Source organism: Alcanivorax sp. (genome assembly GCF_051117345.1).
GTDB lineage: Bacteria > Pseudomonadota > Gammaproteobacteria > Pseudomonadales > Alcanivoracaceae > Alcanivorax.
In genome coordinates, this window is record NZ_JBNPEC010000038.1 from 1 (window position 1) to 3,032 (window position 3,032).

The following is a 3,032-nucleotide window of genomic DNA, read 5'->3' on the forward strand; positions in this document are numbered from 1 at the left end:
ATATCGACGGGGTGCAACTGCCCCGTGACGAAATCCTCAAGCACGCCTTTGTTCTCAAACCTCTGGTGGACCTGGCTCCCGACGCCATCCATCCGGAAACCGGCAAATCCTACCGGCAATTGCTGGGAAAAGCGGACGTTTCCGGTCAGGCATTGTGGGTGGTGGAGCTGGAGGCGTAGCTACGTGCTACGCTCGACTGGATAGAGGTGGTCTGGAAAGTTTCCGGGACTTCGTCATTTCTACGAAGCCCCCTGTAGGAACCGAGCGTAGCGGAGTAACGCACGTAGTTCCGTGCGGCCCGCAGGGTGATCAGGAATATCAGGACTCGACAGGTTTCAGAAAGAATGGCTGGCACCAGGATCTCTGTCGCCTCGCTCAGGCTGGGATTCGTCCCTCAAGAGGAACTCCTACAGCTTGCGGCTGTGTTCAATACCAATGCGGCGCCATGTCACTCTGTGCCCAGCGGAAAAAATCATATTCCAGCCGTGTCAGCCCACCCGGATAGATCTGATCGATCCTTCTCAGCGTGGGGCGGCGGTCGGTCTTTTCCAGTTCCTGAAGTAGCTGGCGCAATGTGCTGCGGCCCACGGGTTTGGACATCAGAAACGCCGTAGTCGCCCAGGCGACGGTGTAGGGAATGGCATCGAGTTGGTGGGCCATGCGCCGCCATTGGCTATCACCCAGGGACAGATACTGTCGGAGGGTGATAAGCCGCCCTTCATCCATCCATTGGCGGATGCGTGCCTGGGCGTCAGGCAGAGCGCTGACTTTCAGGCGGCCATCGGGCTGCACTTCCAGAGTCTGAAAATACTGAGCCAGGCCTTCATGCAGCCACACCGGTGATGCCGGGGATAGTTGGTAAAGAAGCACGTGGCTGCTTTCGTGGAGAATTGTCTGGGCCACGTCCTGATCATCTCCCCAGCGCCAGACGGCCACTTCATTGCTGGACGGGATAAACACGCCGGCATAATTGGGGTTGCTGGAGCCGATACGGTCGACCATCCATTGACGGAAATCCGCCTGCTGTTCGAACAGATACAGATTGACCTGGGCGGTGCCATGCAGGTCCAGACCGAAATCGGTGCGATAACGCCGGTAGATGTTGCGGATCGCTTGCAGGGTGTTGTCATGGAGCTCGTCGGGCAGAATGAAGTCCTGGCGCAGTACGGTAATTTCCAGTTCCTGCATGATGGGCGACGTTCTGGGGGTGACTCTTTTACTGTCCACCTGCTCGGGCGGACGATCACCAAAGTGCAGCTTGCCGTTGTCATCGCGCCACTGAAAAATATCCCCATGGGCCGCCAGTGATGTCGCCAGCACGACCAGGCAGAGGCCGGTCCGGATCAGGGCGTACAGTTTTGTTGGATCCATTGGCGAACGTCGTCCTGGTCGGCTTTGACCTTGTCCATGGTGGGATGGGTGACATTGCCGTCGTCATCCCGGTAGACGAAACGGCCCTGCAGTTGCTTCAATTTTGCCCTGGCGTCCCGGCATTTTTTATCCTGAGCATCTTGTTGTTTTTGCTCTCTGGCCGCCTGTTCCTGCTCCCTGGCCTGTTCGCTTTCGCGTAGTCGTAGGGTGCGCTGATTGATTTCCCGGACCCGTTCGCCCTGGCCGATCTTGGGCGGCGCCTTGATATCCAGTGTCTCGTGCTGTTCCTGTGGCGGCTGATCGCCAAAGTGCCAGTTGCCGTCGGCATCCTGCCAGCGGTACACCTCTGCATTGGCGAGCAGCGGTAACAATGCCAGCAGTGTAATGAGTCCTTTCATTCTGTCCCCCCGAAAACGTTTAACTTCCCTGTAATGTGAGTGAGCGTCCCCCGTCCACAGCCAGAATCTGGCCGGTAACAAACGGCGCCTGTGTTCCAAGCCACAAGACGGTCTGGGCAATATCCTGCGGGGTGCCGCAGCGTTTCAGTGCGGTGGCATCCTGAATCTCTTGCTGATTCATCTGCCCGGCCTCTGGCCACAGGATGGGACCCGGTGATACGCCGTTGACGCGGATATCCGGGCCCAGCTCCCGGGCCAGGCTGCGGGTCATCATCGCCAATCCTGCCTTGGCCATGCAATAGAGGGTATGGTTTTGCAGCGGTTTTTCCGCGTAGACATCCACAATATTGATAATACAGCCCTGCTGTTGTCGCAGAGCGTCGGCCAGTTTCTGGCTGAGAATAAAGGGGGCGCGCAGGTTGCTGTGAACCAGTCTGTCCCAGTCGGCATCATCGGCCTGATCGACGGGTGTTGGATAGAAGCTGGAGGCATTGTTGACCAGTAGATCCATGCGATCGAAACAGGCCAGGGCGTCCTGAGCCAATTGCCGCACCTGCTCGGGCTGATCCAGATCCGCCTGAAGAATGACCGCACTATCCGGGCGCGAGGTATTCAGGCTGTCTGCCAGAGCGCGAGCTTCTTGTGCGCTGTTGCGATAGTGAATGATCACCTTCATGCCGTTGGCATGCAGGGTGCGAACGATTTCTGCGCCGATGCGGCGGGCGCTACCGGTAATCAGGGCGACGGGGTCTGCCATGTTTTTTTAAACTCCGAGATTGCATGAATGCGAGCCTTTTCAATGGCCTCGCCCAGTGCCGGCCCTTCAATGCCGCTCTGCCGCAGTGCCGCCACATCAATATGGCTGGCTGCCTGCGCCGCGCCACGCAGGTAATCCACCTGGGGGTAGGGGCGATCTTCCAGCCCGGTACGACCGCGCGCATCGGCTTCGCAGGCGAGCAGAAAGTCTTCCAGCCGTTCCGGGCGGCGTATCACATCAAGCGTCTTCAATAGCTTCCAGACCGTGGCGGGTTTCAGCTCCAGAGCCCGGTGGCAGTGGGTATGGTATTCCGCCACCAGGGCAGCCAGGGAGGCGGCGTCCTTGGGGACGCGCCAGCGCTTGGACACGGTTTTCGCCAGTCGGGCGCTACGCACTTCGTGGGCGATATGCCGGGGCCATTCTTCTTCGGGCGTTTTGCCCTTACCCAGATCATGACAAAGTACAGCGTAACGGGCCGTCAACGGCAGGTTCAGTCGACTGGCCTG

4 protein-coding genes are annotated in these 3,032 nt (G+C 58.8%); all 4 read right to left on the reverse strand.

The window, feature by feature from the left end:
* Window positions 1-426: 426 nt before the first annotated feature.
* Window positions 427-1,371, reverse strand: coding sequence for a DUF4124 domain-containing protein (locus ACFE0K_RS02695; protein ID WP_434534600.1), 945 nt, complete (start codon window positions 1,369-1,371; stop codon window positions 427-429).
* Window positions 1,344-1,769, reverse strand: a complete 426-nt coding sequence (locus ACFE0K_RS02700) for a DUF4124 domain-containing protein (protein WP_434534601.1) — start codon at window positions 1,767-1,769, stop codon at window positions 1,344-1,346. Before ACFE0K_RS02700 ends, ACFE0K_RS02695 begins: the two co-directional genes overlap by 28 nt.
* A 19-nt stretch (window positions 1,770-1,788) precedes the next feature.
* Window positions 1,789-2,526 (reverse strand): pteridine reductase, encoded by a 738-nt coding sequence (locus ACFE0K_RS02705; RefSeq protein WP_434534602.1) that lies wholly within the window; start codon window positions 2,524-2,526, stop codon window positions 1,789-1,791.
* On the reverse strand, window positions 2,505-3,032 hold a 528-nt coding region (locus ACFE0K_RS02710), incomplete at its 5' end, for an HD domain-containing protein (protein WP_434534603.1). The genes ACFE0K_RS02710 and ACFE0K_RS02705, both read right to left, overlap by 22 nt.